Annotated in this window: 15 protein-coding genes; 6 read left to right on the top strand and 9 right to left on the bottom strand. The window is 43.8% G+C overall.

Annotation, left to right across the window (positions count from 1 at the left end; translation table 11 throughout):
- Positions 1-34 precede the first annotated feature (34 nt).
- From OB236_RS23895 to OB236_RS23875, 5 genes are all read right to left on the bottom strand, one after another.
- Positions 35-1,888: a cache domain-containing sensor histidine kinase gene (locus OB236_RS23895; RefSeq protein ID WP_317259373.1), complete on the bottom strand. Its 1,854-nt coding sequence runs from the start codon at positions 1,886-1,888 to the stop codon at positions 35-37.
- Positions 1,885-2,922: a response regulator transcription factor gene (locus OB236_RS23890; protein WP_076235962.1), complete on the bottom strand. Its 1,038-nt coding sequence runs from the start codon at positions 2,920-2,922 to the stop codon at positions 1,885-1,887. Before OB236_RS23890 ends, OB236_RS23895 begins: the two co-directional genes overlap by 4 nt.
- A gap of 151 nt (positions 2,923-3,073) precedes the next feature.
- Complete coding sequence (locus OB236_RS23885) at positions 3,074-4,642, bottom strand: extracellular solute-binding protein (protein ID WP_262686234.1); 1,569 nt, start codon at positions 4,640-4,642, stop codon at positions 3,074-3,076.
- Between the two features lie 166 nt (positions 4,643-4,808).
- Positions 4,809-5,687, bottom strand: coding sequence for a carbohydrate ABC transporter permease (locus OB236_RS23880; RefSeq protein WP_076235960.1), 879 nt, complete (start codon positions 5,685-5,687; stop codon positions 4,809-4,811).
- Positions 5,688-5,709: 22 nt separating this feature from the next.
- Entirely contained in the window at positions 5,710-6,666 is a 957-nt protein-coding gene (locus tag OB236_RS23875) for an ABC transporter permease (protein WP_076235959.1), read from the bottom strand.
- Positions 6,667-6,920: 254 nt separating this feature from the next.
- Between OB236_RS23875 and OB236_RS23870 the strand changes: the two genes are divergently transcribed.
- The 3 genes from OB236_RS23870 (at position 6,921) to OB236_RS23860 (ending at position 9,557) form a co-directional block, all read left to right on the top strand.
- Positions 6,921-7,556, top strand: a complete 636-nt coding sequence (locus OB236_RS23870) for a DUF1054 domain-containing protein (RefSeq protein WP_262686233.1) — start codon at positions 6,921-6,923, stop codon at positions 7,554-7,556.
- Between the two features lie 111 nt (positions 7,557-7,667).
- Positions 7,668-8,432: a hypothetical protein gene (locus OB236_RS23865; RefSeq protein ID WP_262686232.1), complete on the top strand. Its 765-nt coding sequence runs from the start codon at positions 7,668-7,670 to the stop codon at positions 8,430-8,432.
- 201 nt (positions 8,433-8,633) lie between these two features.
- Positions 8,634-9,557: an S-layer homology domain-containing protein gene (locus OB236_RS23860; RefSeq protein ID WP_262686231.1), complete on the top strand. Its 924-nt coding sequence runs from the start codon at positions 8,634-8,636 to the stop codon at positions 9,555-9,557.
- A gap of 100 nt (positions 9,558-9,657) precedes the next feature.
- Here the strand turns inward: OB236_RS23860 and OB236_RS23855 are convergent, their stop codons facing one another.
- Positions 9,658-10,836: an MFS transporter gene (locus OB236_RS23855; protein WP_262686230.1), complete on the bottom strand. Its 1,179-nt coding sequence runs from the start codon at positions 10,834-10,836 to the stop codon at positions 9,658-9,660.
- Positions 10,837-11,113: 277 nt separating this feature from the next.
- Between OB236_RS23855 and OB236_RS23850 the strand changes: the two genes are divergently transcribed.
- Positions 11,114-12,583: an aminotransferase class I/II-fold pyridoxal phosphate-dependent enzyme gene (locus tag OB236_RS23850; protein WP_456299784.1), complete on the top strand. Its 1,470-nt coding sequence runs from the start codon at positions 11,114-11,116 to the stop codon at positions 12,581-12,583.
- A gap of 117 nt (positions 12,584-12,700) precedes the next feature.
- Here OB236_RS23850 and OB236_RS23845 read toward each other — a convergent pair whose 3' ends face one another.
- Positions 12,701-13,525, bottom strand: coding sequence for a Cof-type HAD-IIB family hydrolase (locus tag OB236_RS23845; protein WP_262686228.1), 825 nt, complete (start codon positions 13,523-13,525; stop codon positions 12,701-12,703).
- A gap of 117 nt (positions 13,526-13,642) precedes the next feature.
- Between OB236_RS23845 and OB236_RS23840 the strand changes: the two genes are divergently transcribed.
- Positions 13,643-14,062, top strand: a complete 420-nt coding sequence (locus tag OB236_RS23840; RefSeq protein ID WP_076235953.1) for a DUF1885 family protein — start codon at positions 13,643-13,645, stop codon at positions 14,060-14,062.
- 122 nt (positions 14,063-14,184) lie between these two features.
- Here OB236_RS23840 and OB236_RS23835 read toward each other — a convergent pair whose 3' ends face one another.
- Both OB236_RS23835 and OB236_RS23830 read right to left on the bottom strand, forming a co-directional pair.
- Positions 14,185-14,481 (bottom strand): DUF1292 domain-containing protein, encoded by a 297-nt coding sequence (locus OB236_RS23835; RefSeq protein ID WP_076235952.1) that lies wholly within the window; start codon positions 14,479-14,481, stop codon positions 14,185-14,187.
- A gap of 96 nt (positions 14,482-14,577) precedes the next feature.
- A complete protein-coding gene (locus OB236_RS23830; RefSeq protein WP_076235951.1) occupies positions 14,578-15,195 on the bottom strand; it encodes a stalk domain-containing protein in 618 nt (205 codons plus the stop codon).
- A gap of 402 nt (positions 15,196-15,597) precedes the next feature.
- On the opposite strand from OB236_RS23830, the gene OB236_RS23825 reads away from it, so the two are divergent.
- Complete coding sequence (locus OB236_RS23825; protein WP_262686227.1) at positions 15,598-16,341, top strand: MBL fold metallo-hydrolase; 744 nt, start codon at positions 15,598-15,600, stop codon at positions 16,339-16,341.
- Positions 16,342-16,515: the final 174 nt, after the last annotated feature.

Genomic DNA, 16,515 nt, shown 5'->3' with positions numbered 1-16,515 from the left:
TTTCCTCCTAAGATTAGTAACGGTTCATCCCGTATTATATTTTGATAGGTTTAGGTATATCAGGCATGGATAAAATAATTCGGCTTCCTTGTTCCCGTTCACTTTCAATCTGCATTCCATACTGCTCACCAAATACCATTTGAATCCGTCGATGCACATTCATTAGCCCGATGCCGCCGCGGCGATAATAACCTGATTCCGTCTGCTGCTCCGCTAATCGGTTCAGCTTTAATTGCTCTTGCAGCTCCCGAAGTCTTTCGGGCGGGATGCCAATCCCATTATCCTCAACAATAACTTGAAATAGCCCCTGCTGCTTTCGGGCATCAATCGATATTCGGTGATGAGCCTCAATCCCATTTGGAAAAGCATGCTGGAAGCAGTTTTCGATAACCGGCTGAAGGGTTAAGCGAACCATTTTTTCCAACAGCAGCGAAGGTGGGATGATCACATCAATTTCAAACTCACGATCAATCCGGTGCTGCAGAATGATCAAGTAATTGCGCACATGATTCAATTCGTTAGCTACCGTGATCTCTTCCAGATTCGTCTGGATCGAATACCTCAGCATAAACGCCATAGCTTCGACCATTTCGGTAATCTCATGCGAATCCTGAACAATGGCATAGCAATTAATCGTTTCTAATGTGTTGTATAAAAAATGCGGGTTGATCTGCAGCTGCAGAGTTTGAAATTCGGCTCGATGCCGCTCAATTTCCGTCTCCTGTATCTGCAGAGCATCCTTCTGCTGCTGCAGCTCAGCTGCATACACTTTGTTGATCATTTCGGACAAGCGAGTAACCATCAGATTGTAGCTATGAACGAGGCCTCCAATTTCATCTGTCCGCTCGATCTCGTCAATGTGCTGAAAATTTCCTTTTTCCGTTTCACGCATGCTGTCCTTAAGCTCTCGAATCGGTGCCAGCAGCGATCGCCCAAACCGCCAAGCTAGCCACAATGCCACAATCAGGGTCAGCAAACCAACTACGATTGTTGTTGTTCGTATTGTCGAAATCGGTTTGCGCAGTTCACTAACCGGTACAGAGGCAAGAAGCCGCCAGTTCGAATAATCGGATTTACGCGCCACAAACATCCGGTTTTTGCCCAAGTATTCCGCTTGAAACACCTTGTTATTGCTATCTGTCAAATGAGCGGCAATATCCTTGAATACCTGCTCATCAGGCTGTGCGAAGGGCGGATGATAAATTGACTTTCCCGTCTCATCCACAATAAAAAAATACCCTTCCTTCCCGATGTTGACCCGATCCCAAATCTTGGCCAGCTCCTGCAGCTTGAACTCAATCGCCACAATTCCTTTAAAATCCGTGTAAGCAGCCCCACGCACTTGACGTGCCATCGTAACTACCGTACCTTGGTCACTCGGGCGAAAGCTCGTGTTCAAAAGAACGATTGAGCCATCCTCAGGTATAGCTTTCATCAGCCAATCATATCTTTCAGGGCTAAGTCCAGCTTCACTGAACAGAAAATTCTGATTATCGTACACAACGGATCTGCCCTGCCGTCCAACGATATAAATGACATTCAGTTGTTTGTAAATTGTTTGAATCGACTGCACGGACCGGGAGGCAAAATTTTTAATTTCGTTCGAATAATAATAATATTCGTAGGAATCATTCGGTCCGATCTCGAAAAAATTTCTTACATCCGTATTGGATGAAAAGGTGTTGCTCAAGAGCTCGTACGTTTGCAAATAAATATCCGTTTGATAAGCAACATTCTCAATCATTTGCTCCATATACTGCTCAACCTGCGTATCCAAAGCTCGGGAAGCCTGAAAATACGACACAAACCCGACAGAAGCCAGCGATATGACAATGACAATCGCAAAATAAAAATAAACTTGTCCGGAAAGCGTGCGCATTTTCATCATTCGATTCCCAGCTTGTTCCTGAATTCAGATGGCAATAAGCCTGTATGCTTTTTAAAGGTTTTGGTGAAATGCGGATGGTCGGCATAGCCCACTTCTCCGGAAATGTCCGTGATCCGGTAATGCGGCTGGGCTAACAGCTTCTTAGCCTTCTCCATCCGCCTGCGCGTACGGTATTGCACAAAGGTTTCCTGAGTCGATTGCTTAAAGAGCTGACTGAAGTAGGAAGCATTAAGCCCGATACGACCCGCAACCTCCTCCAGCGATACCTCTTCAGCTAAATGCGTCTCAATATATTGCTTGGCTTCTTCAACAGGGTCCTTCAGCTTGCCTCTACGCTTTACTTTCAATTCTGCAAATAACTGCTCAAGACTTGCTGCAAACCGAGACCATACCTCATCTTCATTCTTGACGCCAGTCAAATCCAGCTTTTCTATGAAGGAAAATACATCTCTGCCAAGCAACCGCTTATACAACAGTGCCGAAAATTCGCCCAGCACATCAATCCATTGATTCAGGCGCAGCCGCTGAACTTGAAGCTCCAATTGAACCTTATTCAGCGTACTGCATAATCCTTTATGATCCAGAGACCATATCGCATCCTCCATAGCACCAACCCATTCCTCAAGCCTTTGCACGGAGACGAAGGTTTGCGATTGCTGCAGCGTATGCAGATGTGTCAGCTTGATCAAAGCGGCTTCGACTGTTTTCTTGCTAATCGGCTTTAATACATATTCCTTTACACCATAGGACAAGCACTTTTGAGCATATTCAAAATCACTGTACCCGGACACAACCACAATGTGAATGCTGGGGTCCAATTCTGACACGTGTCTGCATAGCTCAAGCCCGTCCAGCTTTGGCATCCGAATATCCGTAAACAGGAAATCAGGACGCTCCTCACGAATCTGCTGCAGCGCATCCTCGCCATTTTCCGCTAATCGTAAGCTTGATACAGGCTGACCTGATTGTTGAATCAGCTTTTGCAATCCTTTACGGATCATCGGCTCGTCATCCGCAATCATTATGCTGTACATGAGGTCGCCTCCTTTGCTGAATTAAACATCTATGCTTGTAGTATACACGATGCCAGATGTGAAATCCTTTCATACACAAGCCTTCTAAGCCATGACCTGAATAAAACGCACTCCCCATGTCATCAGACATGAGGAGCTCAATGTAAAACAATTATCGACGCGGCATGCTGATCGTCACACTTGGATCTTGTTTATTAAATTTCTCAGTCGCTTCTTTGATGACGTCATTTCCGCCTTTGGACTTATACTCTTCAATAACCTTAGGCCAGTCGGAAATCGGCTCTTTACCATAAACCATTTTGACCATGTGCTGCAAAATGAGCGGTGCGGCATAGTCGGATTCCGGTGAAATGTCCGGATTTTTGATCAATGCGTCAAGGCGCGGTTCGAATTGAACACCATCACGGCCTTCTTTGGCAAGCATGTTATCGTACGTACTCATCAGTTTCTTACCATCTTCTGTCAAGCTGAGTGTACCTTTGTTGTAGGTAGTGTCTTGAACCATCCAAAGGAATGCCTGACGGTAACGCTCTTCGTCTACAGCCTGAGGCTCAGTAGGAGCTTTGTATTCAATTTTGCCATCAACTGTCTTGAACGTCTCGCCCTCTACTCCGAAGGTGAAGAATTTCTCTGCTTCGTCAGACAGCATCCAATCGAAGAACTTGATGATTGCTTCCGGATTTTTTACATTTTTGTTAATAAACCAAGCCCGGGTAACGGAGTTATACAGGTACGCTCCACCTTTGCCGTCAGGTCCTGTAGGTGCCGCAATCAGCTCCACCTTGGCAGTTGGCACGTTCGCTTTGAGCTGTTGTTCCCATTGCAGTACTTCATTCGCATTCATCGACCAAATGCCGGATTTACCTGCAAGAATCGAGTTTTTGTACACTGTAGGGTTGATTGTTGCGAATTCTTTGTTGATCAAGCCCTCATCGAACATCGTTTTATACGTTTGCAGCGCTTTCGTCATATTCTCCACATTGAAAAATTTAGGTACAATCTGATCTCCCTGCTTCATAAACATCGACATGTAAGGGTATGCATCAAAAGCACCGAAGAATGAATCCGCATATTTGAAATTTTCGCGGCCTTGGTAAGGGTTCTCTACGCCCATTTCTTTAAACTTGCGCATGACTGTCAAATATTCATCTACCGTCTTCGGAATTGGCAGCCCCGCTTTATCCAGCAGATCCTTACGTATCGCTACAGCTCGCCGGGAAGGATTGGATAGGAACTCAGGAATTGCATAAATTTTACCTTTGTAGGTTTCTTTTTGCCATGCATCCTTAGGAATTTTCTTCAACAGATTTTGTCCGTATTTTTGCAGCAAATCGTCAAGTGGCATGAACACACCAGCTTGCACGGAGCCCGCCATTTCTTTACCGGATACCCCACCGGAGCCGCCCACAACGTCAGGGATATCATTGGTGGCAAACATTTGCACCATCTTTTGTTCATATTCCTTATGAGGCACCAAAACGATATTCAGATCGGTATTGGTCAAATCCTCCAGTCTTTTTACCCATTTGTCTTCGTTAATGTTCGGTGATTTTTCTACGTGGTTAAATGCAAGTGTTCGCATCGAGATAGAGAACTTGGCTTTTTCTGCAGGCTTGCTGCCTCCAGCGGCATTATTTGCTTCAGGTGGTTTCGAAGAACATGCAGTCAAAGTCGTGACTGCCATTACGGAGGCCAAACTAACCTTCATCCATTTTTTCATGTATTACCCCTCTTTTCTGATAACTGATCATATTTAATGATGATGTTGTGTAGCGCTTTCATGATAGCTTCATTGTAGATTTACCTAACCATTGCCACAATGGACTTTCATTGGGTACAGTAGGCTTTTTTTTAGAATATATGAAATGAATGGGGTGATACGATTATTAGGATTTCACCGAACCGATCATCATACCCTTAACAAAATGCTTTTGCAGGAACGGATAAATCAGCACAATTGGAATGGTAGCAATAATAATCGTCGCCATCTTGATGCCTTCCGGATTCATATGGGCAAGTGAGCTGAACTGGGTAGCCGAAGGATCGATATTGATATCATCCGACATAATCAGCTGACGCAATTTCACCTGAAGCGGCCATAAGTTCGGATTGTTCAAATAGTATAGGGCATTCATGTACGTATTCCAATGACCTACCGCGTAAAATATCCCCAGTGATGCCATAACCGGCTTGGACAACGGCAGTACGATACTCCAGATCATCCGTGTTTCGCTGCAGCCATCAATACGGCCGGAGTCAATAATTTCCGGAGGAATTTGCATAAAGAAAGCCCGCATTACGAAGAAGTTAAAGGCGCTTATGGCTCCTGGTAAAATCAAGGCCCACAAAGAATTAGTCAGATTCAAACCCTTCATTAATATAAAGTTAGGGATCAATGGAGCGCTGAATACCATCGTGATCAAGACGAAAAATACGATATATTTACGACCCATATACTCCTGTCTGGAAACCGGATAAGCGAGCGAGGCTGTCGCCAACAGGTTGATAATCGTACCCACAACTGTAATGTACACGGTAATCCCGAACGATCTCCATAATGAAGCATCACTGAATACATATTGATAATTAATCATAGTAAATTCGACGGGCCAAAACACGACTTTACCGTTTATTATAGCCTCTGATGAACTGAGTGATTCCGCCAGAACGTTCAAAAAAGGTAGAAACATCAGCAACCCGAGAATAGTCAAAAAGACGATGTTGAATCCATTAAATACTTGCTGACCTGTACTTACTTTTCTCATACCGCTTCCTCCTTTCCCTGGTTTAGTACAAGCTTTCGCCCGTTGTTTTTTTACTGAATACATTTCCGATCACGATTAAGACGAGACCAACAATCGATTTGAACAAACCAATAGCTGTGGTGTAGCTGTACTGCTGTGACTGCAAGCCTGATTTATAAATATACGTATCGAGAATTTCACCATTATGACTATTAAGCGGATTGAGGAATACATACACACGCTCGAATCCAAAATCAAGAAATTTACCGATATGCAGAAGGAATAAAATCATAATCGTCGGCAGCAGCGAAGGAAGTGTAATCGAAATCGTTTGACGCCAGCGGCTCGCTCCATCCACCTCAGCAGCTTCATACAAATCAGGATTAATACCTGCCAGTGCCGCCAAATAGATAATCGTGCCATAGCCCGAATCCCGCCAAATCCCTGAACCGATCAATACGGAGCGGATATAAGAATCTTCACCTAGAAAATAGATAGGCTGGAATCCCAGATAGCTGATCAATTGATTAAGAATCCCTGTAGATGGTGAGAGAATCCCGATTGCGATTCCACTGACGATTACCCATGACAAGAAGTGTGGCATATAAACGAGTGTTTGCAAAAATCTTTTGTATACGACAACACGTAATTCATTTAAGAGCAATGCCAGAATAATAGGAGCGGGAAAACCAAGTACCAAATCATAAAGACCAATCAACAGTGTGTTGTTTAAAATAATCAGGAAATCATAATGGGCAAACATTCTTTTAAAATGCTCCAGACCTACCCATTCACTTCCCATGATCCCTCCGAACAAATTGTACTCTTGAAACGCGATGATCGAGCCGAACAACGGAATGTACTTGAAAATAAAGAAATAAATAATGCCTGGCAGTGAAATCAGATAAAGCGCTTTATATTTCCACATAAAGCTGAATAGGCTTCTTTGGGTTGTTGCGCGATAGCTGACCTGCTCTGCTGATTGAACCTTGCTAGCCATATGGCCGCCCCCTTTTGTCATGAATCTGTACATGCTTGATTGATATACCCTTATCCTACTTGCATTGCAGACATTGAACAATGGAATCCCTTTTATCCCACTTGTGTTTTTTTTAGGTTTGTCACAAAGACTTGCGCTGCTTATATGGTTCGGCCTATGATCCTATGATATAGTAAGGCTATCTATCAAACCGAAGCTGACTTACGGAAACTTATGTATTCAGTTTTCTCCAACAAATTAAAGGAGGTTCCCCTATGACATTTACCGGATTTACACAAAATGATTTTGATGTATTCTCTATACCTGGCCTCGAAGGTCGGATGGAAGGGATTCAAACCCGGATTCAGCCTAAATTTAAAGCACTCGGAGAGCCTCTTCGTGACGAACTATCCCTACTTACCGGAAATCCTATGTATTTGCATATAGCGAAGCATGCCCGCCGCAAGGTTAACGCACCTGTTGATACGTGGATGGCAATCGGTCATGATAAACGCGGCTACAAGCAGCACCCGCATTTTCAGGTTGGACTGTTTGACGACCGGGTATTTATTTGGCTTGCACTGATCTACGAGCTCCCTAACAAAAAGGCGATAGCCGAAAGCTATCTGAGCCATTTAAAGAAAATACGTCGCATCATTCCCAAGGAATACGTGTTATCCGCTGATCATATGAAGAAAGACAACATTTCGTTCAAGAGTCTCAAAGAGCAGGAATTGCAAACCGCGTTCGAGAGATTTCGCGATATTAAGAAGGAAGAGCTGCTCATCGGACACAACATCGCTTATGACAATCCTATCCTTGCCGATGGTCAAGCACTGGCCGAATTCATCAAACAAACCTTCGAGACCTTAATGCCCCTGTACCATATGGCCCGTCAAGCGTCGTCCTGAAATTAATCTTAAATTAAGCTTAGCTTCAAGTTAGCTTAAGACTGCTTGTGTAAGTTTGAGATAGATAGAACCAAACCCATTTGATTTTCCACTGGAAAGGTGGCTTCGTACATGATGAACCGTTTTCAACCCAAACAAGTCATTGTCACGAGCTTAACATTAGCTCTGCTGCTTGGTGGAACTGCTCTCTATACAACGAAACAGCGAGCTTATGCCGAAACACTGGACCAAGCTGTTAAACCATACACTTCCTCTGAGCATAAAAATGAACATAAAAAAGCCAATTCTGGCAAAGTAACAAAGGAACATACCGCGCAGCGTGATTTTGTAAAAGGCAAAATGCCAATTCTTGACGAGGCTTCTACCATTCTGGGTATAGATAAAGCAGCGCTTAGCGCTTCACTGAAGGACAAAAACCTTGTCGAGATTGCCAAGGATAAAGGTATTTCTGAAGCGGATTTAATTGCTAAGCTGCAGACAGAACGTGCCCAAAAGATCGACGAAGCGGTTCTAGCAGGCAAAATTAAAGCCGAGAATGCGGATAAGCTCAAAGCGAATATGGCTGATCATTTGAAATTTATGGTCAATCATAACGGCGAATTCAATAAGCACAGTGCTGGCAAAGCTGATAAAAAACAGCATAAGAGCGCGCTGCCTGCTCCTGATAAATTGGCTGCTATTTTGGGAATAACTGCGGATGAGCTTAATTCGGAAACGAAAGCTGGCAAATCCTTAACCGAAATCGCGGAATCCAAAGGAATATCCAAGGAACAGCTGATCCATCAGATAACAGAACAGATTACACCCTGGGTTGAGAAAAAGGTTGACCATAAGCGGGGCCAAACTCCCATAAAACAGCAGCCAGCAGTTAATTAACGGATTACTTTGATTACTCATACCTAAGCTTTATCAAGCATTACAAATAGGCCCCGATACCCACGGTAATATAGTGGGAATTGAGGCTTGTTTTGTTATATCCTGTCCTGAATTTGTCCTAAATAATTGTTATTTTTCACACTTACGTCACATGATTCGTTTATAATGAACAATAAGGTCTGATTATGGAGGTGTCTCGTTTTGAAATTATTCAACCCCAACCGTTTTCGTATCCCCCTGCTTATACTCGGCACCTCTCTCATTGCCGGTGTTCTGTGGGTACAGGATGAACTCCGTTCAACCAGCACCCTGCAAGCGGCCTCACTCCCTCCGGCAGCCAGTGTCCCAGCTAATAATGGACTGCTCGTTTATGAGCAGAATTGTATAGCCTGTCATGCCGTTGAAGGCAAAGGTCTTGACCGTTACCCACCGCTTGTCAGTGATCGGGTAAAGAAGAAATACGGCACATACGATCAGGCTTACGAATTCATTAGCCACAGCATGCCGCAAAACTCGCCGGGATCGCTCAGCGAGGAGGATTACAAGAATGTAACCCGATACGTCCTCTCTCTTAATGGAATCCCAACCGAATTCAATGATATTAGCAGCCACTGGGCCAACAAAGAAATCAAAGAGCTGCTGGACAAGCAGTTCATCGATGGCTATGTAAATAAGGAAAACGGAACTCTTTCTTTTAAACCGGAGCAAAATATTACCCGAGCCGAATTTGTGCGTTATTTGGTAAAAGCGAAGCAAATGTTTTTATCGAACAGTACGACATCCGAATTCACAGACATCAACACCGACAAGGAAAACAGACCCTATATTATTACAGCAGTTGAATATGGATTAATTGACGGCTATGCAGACCATACCTTTCGTCCTGACAACCAAATTTCACGTGCTGAAATCGCAGCCATCCTGTCACGGAGTGAAATGCTTAAAGGCGAACCGGGCAAGGGCTTCAAAGATGTAGCCGACAGCTATTGGGCCAAGGACAATATTCTTGCGGTTCAGCAGGCAAAGCTGTTTGATGGTTATGAGGATGGTACCTTCCGCCCTCTTAAAGAAATGAAGCGCGGCGAGGCCGTTGCCGTCATATACAGGCTGCTCAATCCCTCCTGAGTCTTAATCGCTATGTATGGCAAAGAACCGCCGGGGCTTATTTGTTCTCAAGCCCGGCGGTTCTTGTTAATTACGGTTATATGTAATTGTTCAGACGTTATTATAGCTGACGCAGTTCACCTGCTGCTTGGCTGCGATCGAGCACCATAAAACGATAAAGCAGATAAAGTGCCGCCAACGAAAGAACCGCACCCATATAAAAGGGAAGCTGATGACTGTATTGGTAAATCCCTGCGCCGAGCAGTGGTCCTGTAATGCGTCCAAGGCTATCCATGGATGAGCTGAGTCCTGAAGCTACACCTTGTCCAGCTTTTGTTCTTTGAGAAATCAAGGAAGTCACACAAGGGCGTATCAGGGCATTGCCTGCTGCGAATACGGATAAGTAGATCGACGCTGTGACCAAGCTTGAGGAAAACAAAATCAGTACGAAGCCGATAGCGGACAGTACCAACCCAATGCCAATGACTCTGGCTTCATCACCTCGCTTAATGAACCTGCGTACGACGCCCCCTTGAATCAAGGCACCTACAACACCACTCACAGCAAACATAATGCCCAGTTGGAGGGAGGTCGCACCAATTTGATCCTTTTCAAACAGCAGTAACGTAGCTTCCAAGCCTGCCAAGGTAAAAGAAACAAAAAACGACAGCACATACAAATATTTAACCGTGCCTATGAATGCTGTCCACCGGGAAACCTTGGCCCCCTGTGGCTTGTGACGCTTCTCTTTAGTTAAAGATTCTGGCAGCATCACCAGGGCAAACAAGAATGTTACGAAGGCAAGTCCGGATGCTGTATAGAAGGGAATTTGATAGCCCCACTGGCTAAGAATGCCTCCAACTGCAGGACCGAATATAAACCCGAGACCGATTGACATCCCGACAAGTCCCATACCCTTTGTCCTGTTGTCCTCTGTTGTAATATCCGCAACATAGGCCACAGCGCAAGTCGTAGCTGCCCCGGAGAATAACCCACCCAATATTCTGGAAACATACATCAGGGTCAAATTATCACCAGCAATACCAAATATAAAAAAGCTGACGCTAAAACCGATGGTTCCAAGAATAATTAATGGCCGTCGACCTATTCTGTCAGACAAGCTTCCCCAAATAGGCGCCATCAAAAACGAAGCCAATGAGTAAATGGACAACAGCATTCCCAAGTGAAAGCTGCTAGCTCCCGACCCCTCTATCGCATCAGGTAACACAGGGATAATGATGCCGAAGCCGATAAATATCGTCATCAGCAGTACCATGATAATGGCCAGCTGTTTGTTCATGATCGTGTTATATGCCTCCTACAAACTTTCGACAAATAATGACATCGAAAGCATTTGCTTATTAGATTGTAGACCTATCGTATCACAACTTATTTATACAGGGAAACCTTCGCCCCTGAAGATTAACAAATTGGACAAAACATTCAAAGAAATTACGAATTTTTCTTGCAAAAGTTAACAAACTATTAACACAAATGGCTTGCATCCTTGGCTGATTATAGTTTAGTATCTAAAAGAGTTTGTATTAATGCTAACACCGTGAAAGGTAGGGATGACTGTGGACCACAAGCGTACTCCTCTATTCTCTGCGTTGAAAGAACACGCAGAACGCAATCCAATTCAATTTCATATTCCAGGCCATAAGAAAGGAGTTGGAATGGATCCGGAATATCGCGCATTTATCGGTGATAACGCCCTATCTATCGACCTTATAAATATAGCTCCTCTGGATGACCTGCACCAACCGACAGGTGTGATCGAAGAAGCTCAGCATTTGGCCGCGGATGCTTTTGGTGCGGATCACACATTCTTCTCTGTTCAAGGAACCAGCGGCGCGATCATGACGATGATTTTGACCGTTTGCTCACAGGGTGATAAAATTATCGTTCCCCGAAATGTGCATAAATCTGTCATGTCGGCCATTATTTTTGCAGGAGCCAAGCCGGTCTTTGTTTCACCGGTCCGTGATAAGAACCTCGGGATTGATCATGGCATTACGACACGCTCTGTCAAACGCGCTCTGGAAAGACATCCGGATGCCAAAGCTGTTCTGGTTATCAATCCGACTTATTATGGGGTTTGTGCCGATCTTAAGGAAATCGTTGACCTCGTGCATAGCTATAATATACCTGTGCTGGTTGATGAAGCTCATGGCGTGCTGATCCATTTTAGCAGCAAGCTGCCCATATCTGCTATGGAAGCCGGCGCTGATATGGCGGCAACCAGCGTTCATAAGCTTGGCGGCTCCATGACACAAAGCTCCGTATTAAATATTAAGGAAGGGCGCATCAATCCGAGCCGCGTCAAAACGATCCTTAGTATGCTGACCACAACGTCCACTTCCTACATCCTGCTTGCTTCTCTGGATACCGCGCGCCGCCATTTGGCATTAAACGGAGAGGAATTGGCTGACAAAGCGATTGAACTGGCCCAATTTGCTCGTCATGGCATCAATGAAATTCCCGGTCTAAGCTGCTTTGGTGAAGATATTCTTGGTACTGAAGCTACCTTCAATTATGATCCAACCAAGATCAATATTCATGTCCGCCACTTGGGCATCACCGGATACGATGCAGAAAACTGGCTGCGTGATCATTACAATATTGAGGTTGAGCTCAGCGATATGTATAACATCCTGTGCCTGATTACTCCAGGGGATACTCACGAGAACATCGATACGCTACTCAATGCCCTGCGTGAGCTTTCCAGCCAAAATTATAACATCCGTCCAGCCACAGATTTAATTATTAAGGTTCCGAGTATTCCACAGCTCACATTGACACCTCGCGATGCCTTTTATGGCGATACCGAAGTGGTCCCTTTCAAGGAATCGGCTGACCGAATCATTGCCGAATTTATTTATGTGTATCCTCCAGGAATTCCGATTCTACTGCCCGGTGAGGTCATTTCACAGGATTTGATCGATTATATTGTCGAGCATGTTGAAGTCGGTCTCCCTGTTAAAGGACCTGAGGATCGCAGTATTCAGAATGTAAAAGTTATCGTCGAAACGAACGCAATCTTCTAATTTTCTCCATCTAGTAGAAGTCTCGTGAGTAAAGTCCGCTATTTTCCATGCTGTAAGAGCAAGTCGAAACCGACTTGTTCTTTGTGCTTTTCCCCGTAGTCAGTATCAAGTATCCTCTTATTTGCTAACAACTTCCCGATCTAGCCAAGCTATTACATCAGCCACTGCATGTTCTTCATGATGGCAGCAGGATCGATCAGAAGCGCTCAGCAGTATTTCATGAGCATTAGCTACAGCAACCCCGACACCAGCCCTTCGGATCATTTCAAGGTCATTCAAATTATCGCCCATTGCAATACATTTGGACATCTCAATGCCCATTAGCTGTACCAAGTGCTCCAAAGCATGTCCTTTCGTTGCACCCGACGGCAGCAGTTCCAAATATTTTTCATCAGAACGTACCCAAATGACATCTTTATCCTCGGTTTCTGCGGTGAAACGTTCAACCTCGTCCAATCGCTCAGGTGTCCAGGCCAACAGTACCTTAAACCATGGATCCTTCAATGACTCGAAGCTTTCAAGTACGGGTCTCGTGAATTTTTCCATACGACGATGGTAATCGGTTGTCTCATTTTCACGAATGAAATATGGCTCGCTGCCGCAATATATTTCCACACCCACCTCGGGAAACCGTTCCATGACCCGACTCAGAACCGCCCCAGCTGAAGGTACCAACGTACGTTGCCAAATATCGACCCCTTTAGCAAAATCATGGATTACAGCACCGTTATATAAGACCGCTGGCGCATTAAGCGGCAGTTGATCGGCAAACCGTTGTACCGATGACGTTATGCGTCCAGTCGCCAAAGTGAACAAGCCGCCTTGCTCCACAAACATTTCTATGGCTTGTTGATTTTCAGGACTGATGATTTTACCTCTGTTTAATAATGTGCCGTCCATATCTGTGACCAGCAAGTAACCATCAAATCGTTGCTTATTCATTGTGTACGCTCCTCTGTCTATCCATATTGTCAAAACGCTTTCTAAAATGCTATGATGTTCATGGTATCCGATCAGATGTAACCCTTCTCAGTCCAATTATAGGCAGGTGTATCGATCATGGCTCAAAGCGCGTATATTAAATTCGTAGAAGGCTCTACCATTCCTTCCCTTTCCTTAGAACAATTAAAAGAACAACTTATGCATTACAAGGAACAACTTAACCTCACTGGCCAGCAATTAGGCTGGGAATATGGCGATGCCGGTTTCCCTTACACCATAGAAACAAAGCCAGAGGCTGCAGATCAGTGGTTTTACCTGAAAGGTAAAGATCCTTTATATCATTACATAGTGATGGGGACTGGTTCCACTCAGGATGGTGACACTAGCAGGCATTTTGTACAGATCGTATTACCTGATGGATCAACCCACGGCGACAAGGCCAAGGGCAACGAATTCTGCAAGTATTTGGGCAGACTGTGGAAAGCCGAGCTTCACTTGTTCAATGGACGTATTATGTATTTCAATCCTCGTAAATAACAGCGGTGCTGCAGACCCTTCCCTTTTAAAGCGGAAAGGTCTATTTGCCTTTTACAGCCACTATACCCCCTGGCCGCGCGAAAAACCCCTCTTGTCGTCGCAAGAAGGGCTCTCGTTATCAACTATTCAGCTGCTTGTTCCTCAATGATCTGATTGTAGATTTTAACTACACGTTCCCATTCTTCTTCATCCTCAATGCTTTCTAGGTAAGCATCTTCTTCTTCTTCTTCAATTCTGAAAATAACACCGTCCGCTTCCGGATCATTACGGTCCAGTAACACAGCATAAGGCTGATTTTCTGCCTCAAATGTGTATACCATCACCATTTCGTGCTCTACGCCATCTTTATCCGTAACTACAAAAATATCTTCTTCGTCATGATCGTGATTGCAATTCTCATCATGTATATGTTCGCTCATGGGTAAACCTCATTTCATTAGAAATTAGTTATCCCACGTATAGTAACATGTTCATGCATACAGGTCAATTACCATCATAGCATCCTACACAATCATTTATTCAGATACAATCACTTTCTGGGAAATCACGGTATAGTCGCTACTTTCATCCAGTTTAATGGAGAATTTAATGACATATTCACCCGCTTCGTTAAAAGGAACACTAAACGACCATGGATACCAAAAGTTTTCCTTCGACCCGTTAACGACCTTTTCATGAGCTGGTGCCGCTTGATCCCCGCTTGGAGAATCTATCGATATTTTGAAGGAATAGAATGGTGTTTTCAAGCTGTCAACCTGCGCGAATACTGCAAAATCAATTTTTTTGCCTTTGGGTACTTTACCAAAAGGAGATTTGATCGAATAATCTTCATTTACCTTTTCAGCAACAAACATATGAACATTCGGCTTGTAGATCGATACGGTATTTTTGGCATTATCCCACCGTACGAGCGACTGAAGAGATTCCGAAAGCTCACGCACCGGAAACACCGCATTACCTTTAATCAAAAAGGCAGGCGCCTCACCGTCTTTAAATTGTTTTTCCACATTATTAACGACCATCTTCACTTTACTAAATCCCTCGTAATCGCCCCAGATCGAATTTGCAAAAACACCTGCATTTCCAAGCAAGGAGAGCGATAGTACCAGCGTTAGCATTCGTGGCACTTTCATTGTGTAACCTCCATCGTGACTTGTACTTGTTTTATATAAGGTTATACTCGGAAAGCTATCAAGAGTTGCGCTGCTTTGTTAAAAAAATCAAAAAAAGATTTTGGAATACGATCTATATATGGTACAAAACTCGACGCAAGCAACGAATTAAATACAAAATATGCCATGATTTTGGAAGTTAAATCGAAACTCCTAACCTGCTATAAGTTTGCTTTCAGTGTAACCATACTATGAAAACGCTATGCAATACCAAATCATGTTCGTCCTAATTTATAAAAAATAAGAAAATTAAGGGTAAAATATTGTTAAAGTGTGTAAAAATTCTCTTGAAATCTAACTCCAAACCGTGATAGATTAAGAAAGATATGTAAGCGTTATGCACCCATGAGTGGAGGATCGTTCGTGAGCCTGCAAATCCAGATGATTGGCACGGGAAGTGCCTTTTCAAAAAAGTTTTATAACAATAATGCGTTAGTGACGTGCAACGGCTTCACCTTACTAGTGGATTGCGGCTATACAGCACCGAGAGCCTTACATGAGCTTGGTATCGAGATTAATCATATTAATGGTTTACTAATCACCCATATCCATGCTGACCACGTAGGTGGTATGGAGGAGTTTGCTTTTCGTTTAAAATATACATACAAGTACAGAATGAAGCTATTCGTTCCAGCTGATTTGGTCGATTCTTTATGGAATCAGTCATTACGCGGCGGTTTGGAGAACAAGTCCGAAGGTTTTTTTGGACTCGAGGACTATTTTGAGCTTATCATTATGGAGGAAGCTGTTTCTACTGTTATTCATTCGGGCTTTACCCTGGAGTTGATCCGATCCGAACATATTCGCGACAAGCCCAGCTATTCCTTATTGATTAATGAAAAGGTCTTTTACAGCTCTGATACGAAATTCAATTATCCGCTTCTGGTTGGACTCCACGAGGAACAGCGCTGTCAGTACATTTTGCATGATTGTCAGTTGTCCAGTCCAGGTATTGTGCATGCCAGCCTCAATGAGCTGCTGACTTTACCAGATACGATTCAAGGCTCGGTTATGCTTATGCATTATGATGATTATATTGAAGAATTTATAGGGAAAACAGGAAAAATGACAATTATGAAGCAGCATTCAACCTACTCTTTCCCCTAAAAACCTGGCCTCTGAGGTCAGGTTTTTCCCTTAAAATATGGTATTAGCTCAGTAGACAGCATTCACCACAATTCGACCTGACTTTTTGTTATATGTGCATGAAAGCGTTTGTATCAAAGAATCCTTTCAGTTTATGGCTTGTCGGGTTCTTATCCATTCAATCATATCCACATT

Source organism: Paenibacillus baimaensis (assembly GCF_025567575.1).
This window is presented reverse-complemented; position numbering and strand designations above follow the sequence as displayed.

Excerpts from the sequence above, each read along its gene's own strand:
- OB236_RS23895 (WP_317259373.1), bottom strand. The coding sequence starts at position 1,888 with ATGATGAAAATGCGCACGCTTTCCGGACAAGTTTATTTTTATTTTGCG.
- OB236_RS23890 (WP_076235962.1), bottom strand. The coding sequence starts at position 2,922 with ATGTACAGCATAATGATTGCGGATGACGAGCCGATGATCCGTAAAGGA.
- OB236_RS23885 (WP_262686234.1), bottom strand. The coding sequence starts at position 4,642 with ATGAAAAAATGGATGAAGGTTAGTTTGGCCTCCGTAATGGCAGTCACG.
- OB236_RS23880 (WP_076235960.1), bottom strand. The coding sequence starts at position 5,687 with ATGAGAAAAGTAAGTACAGGTCAGCAAGTATTTAATGGATTCAACATC.
- OB236_RS23875 (WP_076235959.1), bottom strand. The coding sequence starts at position 6,666 with ATGGCTAGCAAGGTTCAATCAGCAGAGCAGGTCAGCTATCGCGCAACA.
- OB236_RS23870 (WP_262686233.1), top strand. The coding sequence starts at position 6,921 with ATGACATTTACCGGATTTACACAAAATGATTTTGATGTATTCTCTATA.
- OB236_RS23865 (WP_262686232.1), top strand. The coding sequence starts at position 7,668 with ATGATGAACCGTTTTCAACCCAAACAAGTCATTGTCACGAGCTTAACA.
- OB236_RS23855 (WP_262686230.1), bottom strand. The coding sequence starts at position 10,836 with ATGAACAAACAGCTGGCCATTATCATGGTACTGCTGATGACGATATTT.
- OB236_RS23845 (WP_262686228.1), bottom strand. The coding sequence starts at position 13,525 with ATGAATAAGCAACGATTTGATGGTTACTTGCTGGTCACAGATATGGAC.
- OB236_RS23840 (WP_076235953.1), top strand. The coding sequence starts at position 13,643 with ATGGCTCAAAGCGCGTATATTAAATTCGTAGAAGGCTCTACCATTCCT.
- OB236_RS23835 (WP_076235952.1), bottom strand. The coding sequence starts at position 14,481 with ATGAGCGAACATATACATGATGAGAATTGCAATCACGATCATGACGAA.
- OB236_RS23830 (WP_076235951.1), bottom strand. The coding sequence starts at position 15,195 with ATGAAAGTGCCACGAATGCTAACGCTGGTACTATCGCTCTCCTTGCTT.